This is a genomic window from Conyzicola sp. (genome assembly GCF_046714715.1).
Classification (GTDB): domain Bacteria; phylum Actinomycetota; class Actinomycetes; order Actinomycetales; family Microbacteriaceae; genus Conyzicola.
The window spans coordinates 1-2,930 of the sequence record NZ_JBKKAD010000140.1; the positions used below are offsets into that span (position 1 = coordinate 1).

Consider the following 2,930-nt stretch of genomic DNA (forward strand, 5'->3'; position numbering starts at 1 on the left):
TCTCCGTTGCTGGGGGTGTCGAGACCCGCCATGATCTTGAGGATGGTGGACTTACCGGCACCGTTGGGGCCGACGATGCCGATCTTGGCACCGGGGAAGAACGACATGGTCACGTCATCGAGGATCAGCTTGTCGCCGACCGCTTTGCGGGCGCGCACCATCGTGTAAATAAATTCGGCCATGCCACCAGTCTACGTAACGCCGGGGTGGGCACGGCCGCGTGCGCCGGTCAGAAATCGATCGTGCGCGTCTTTCCGACCAGGCACTTGCCCGTGCCCAGCAGCGGCGCCGCGATCGCGTTGTAGCCGGCCGCGCCGGTCTGGCCGATCAGGCAGGTTCCGTTGGCGCGCACGGAGAACTGGATCGTCTCGGCCGCCTCGGAGCCGACGGTGGTGTCGGGTGTGACCTCCATGTCGGCCTTCGCGAAGCCCGCCGCGACGAGGTTCTCGATGAGCTGCTGGCCGTTCGGCGTGGGCGTCGTCTCGAGCAGGTTGCGGTTGACGAAGTCGAAGTAGGGCAGGTTCGCCTCGGCGTCGCCGGCCGGAAGCAGCACGGGGTCGGGCGCCTCCGTCGGACGAGGACTCGCCGACGCGCTCGAGGTCGGTTTCTTCGACGGCTCGGCGGCCGGCGCCGACGTGCACGCCGCGAGCGCCAGAACGAGCAGTACGCCCGCGACCGGCGCGCCCGCACGGAGTCCCCGGGACCGGCCGAGCTCACGAGACCGACGGAGCCTCAGACCGGACATCGCGAAACCCCTCCGACGGTCAGCGGGCGCGATCCGTACTCAGGGATTCTACGACGGCGGAATGAGCGCTAGGCAGCAGCCCCCGCCCTCCCGCGGCAGCAGCCCCACCCTCGCCGTGGCGGTGGGGACCGCCCGACCCGCCCGCTAGAACGGCGCGTCTGCGGCGGCCTCGCTGAAGGCGGGCTGCCGCGTCTCTCCTCCCCCGCCGGTGTCGGCGTTCGCCCGCTCGCCCTCGCCGGGAAGCGCGTCGCCCTCGCTCGGAAACTCGTCGCTCTCGCGCGCCGGCGGGTCGGCCGGTGCGTGCGCCGCCGAGTGCGCCTTGGTGAAGGTCGTCGTGCCCCAGGCGAGGTCGTGGCCGACGGAGTCCGCCTCGATGTCGACGTTTATGCCCTTCTTGTCGCCGCTCTCCCAGTCGCGGATGCGCAGCCGACCCGTGACGACCACCTTGTCGCCCTTCACGACCGAGGTGCCGACGTTGACGGCGAGCTGGCGGAACGTGGTGATCGTGTACCAGTTCGTCTCGCCGTCGACCCAGCGATCGCGCGCGCGGTCGAACCGGCGCTGGGTGGAGGCGAGGCGGAACGAGGTGATCTTCAGATTGTCTCCCGTCGAGATGACGTTCGGCGGGGTGGCCACGACGCCGCTGACGGCGATGGTGTCGGTCATTGGTACCTCCTGTGTGCGGTGGATTGCGGATGAGTGCGGGCCCCGCGGGAGAACTCGTGCCGGGATGGCTCCCGCGGGGTCCGCTTTCAGAGTGACGGCGCGGGCACACAAAAAGGGCCGGCCCCCTCCACTGGTGGAGAAGACCGGCCGAGCCGTGCGTGGTGGGGAGAGGCTAGTGCTCCCTGAACTCCGGCCAGTCGGTGCCGGGAACGAGACTCGCGTGCAGCGCGCTCTTGGCCACGTCGAGACTCGGATAGACCGCCCGCTGCCCGTCGTCTCCGACGAGGTTGAACGTGTAGCCCTCGGGGAGGCGGCGCACCCACCCGAGGGTCCCCGCTGGTCCGTTGGCCACCCACGTGCGCGTGGTGGTGCTGGTGTCGCTCATCGTTGAGCTCCTTTTCTGCACCGCTTTGTCAGCGCGCGGTGCCCCACGATTTTAAGCCATGGCATCCGACCTATCAAGGATGCGGACCGTTCGCGCGCGCGCGAGCGAGGCGGCCCGGCTGACCATAGGCTGAAGGCATGCCCTACAACGCCAATGAAGCACGTTATGACTCCGTCGAATACAAGAGAGTGGGCCGCAGCGGCCTGAAGATCCCCGCCGTCTCGCTCGGCCTGTGGAACAACTTCGGCAACGACAAGCCCCTCGAGAACCAACGCGCGATTCTGCGCCGCGCGTTCGACCTCGGGGTGACGCACTTCGACCTCGCCAACAACTACGGCCCGCCCGCCGGCTCGGCCGAGTCGAACTTCGGGCGCATCCTCGCCGAAGACTTCCTGCCCTACCGCGACGAACTGATCATCTCGTCGAAGGCAGGCTACGAGATGTGGGACGGCCCCTATGGCGAGTGGGGATCGCGCAAGAACCTGCTGTCATCGCTCGACCAGAGCCTGAACCGCCTCGGTCTCGACTATGTCGACATCTTCTACTCGCACCGTCCCGACCCCGAGACGCCGATCGAAGAGACGATGGGAGCGCTCGCGACCGCCGTCACCTCGGGCCGCGCTCTCTACGTGGGCGTCTCGAACTACAGCCCCGAGCAGACCCTCGCCGCCGAGAAGGCCCTCGCCGCGCACGGCATCCCGCTGACGATCCACCAGCCGCGCTACAGCATGTTCGACCGCCACATCGAAGACGGCCTGTTCCCCGTACTCGACCAGATCGGCGCGGGCAGCATCGTCTTCTCGCCGCTCGCCCAGGGCCTGCTCACCGAGCGCTACATCCAGGGCACCGTTCCGGAGGGGTCCCGCGCTAGCGAGGGCCGCTGGCTACAGCCCGGAGCGATCGGAGACACCTACCTCGAGCGCGTGCGCGGGCTCAAGGAGATCGCCGACGGCCGCGGCCAGACGCTGGCCCAGCTCGCGCTCACCTGGGTGCTGCGCCACCCGCAGGTGACCTCGGCCCTGATCGGCGCCTCGAGCGTCGCCCAGCTCGAGGACAGCCTCAAGGCGCGCGACGCCGTCGCCCTCACGGCCGACGAGATCGCCGCGATCGAGCCGTTCGCCGTGCACGGCACCG

At 69.0% G+C, this 2,930-nt stretch carries 5 protein-coding genes; 1 reads left to right on the top strand and 4 read right to left on the bottom strand.

What is annotated here, in order from left to right:
• The 4 genes from ACLQ6X_RS10355 to ACLQ6X_RS10370 all read right to left on the bottom strand — a co-directional run.
• The coding region (locus ACLQ6X_RS10355) for an ATP-binding cassette domain-containing protein (protein ID WP_411700083.1) at positions 1-182 on the bottom strand (182 nt) is incomplete at its 3' end.
• Positions 183-229: 47 nt separating this feature from the next.
• Positions 230-745: a DUF6993 domain-containing protein gene (locus ACLQ6X_RS10360; protein ID WP_411700084.1), complete on the bottom strand. Its 516-nt coding sequence runs from the start codon at positions 743-745 to the stop codon at positions 230-232.
• A 144-nt stretch (positions 746-889) separates the two neighbouring features.
• Positions 890-1,411: a single-stranded DNA-binding protein gene (locus ACLQ6X_RS10365; protein ID WP_411700085.1), complete on the bottom strand. Its 522-nt coding sequence runs from the start codon at positions 1,409-1,411 to the stop codon at positions 890-892.
• 172 nt (positions 1,412-1,583) lie between these two features.
• On the bottom strand, positions 1,584-1,796 hold the full coding sequence (locus ACLQ6X_RS10370; protein ID WP_411700086.1) for a methyltransferase: 213 nt from the start codon (positions 1,794-1,796) through the stop codon (positions 1,584-1,586).
• Between the two features lie 137 nt (positions 1,797-1,933).
• Here ACLQ6X_RS10370 and ACLQ6X_RS10375 point away from each other — a divergent pair.
• The coding region (locus ACLQ6X_RS10375; protein ID WP_411700087.1) for an aldo/keto reductase at positions 1,934-2,930 on the top strand (997 nt) is incomplete at its 3' end.

Excerpts from the sequence above, each read along its gene's own strand:
- ACLQ6X_RS10360 (WP_411700084.1), bottom strand. The coding sequence starts at position 745 with ATGTCCGGTCTGAGGCTCCGTCGGTCTCGTGAGCTCGGCCGGTCCCGG.
- ACLQ6X_RS10365 (WP_411700085.1), bottom strand. The coding sequence starts at position 1,411 with ATGACCGACACCATCGCCGTCAGCGGCGTCGTGGCCACCCCGCCGAAC.
- ACLQ6X_RS10370 (WP_411700086.1), bottom strand. The coding sequence starts at position 1,796 with ATGAGCGACACCAGCACCACCACGCGCACGTGGGTGGCCAACGGACCA.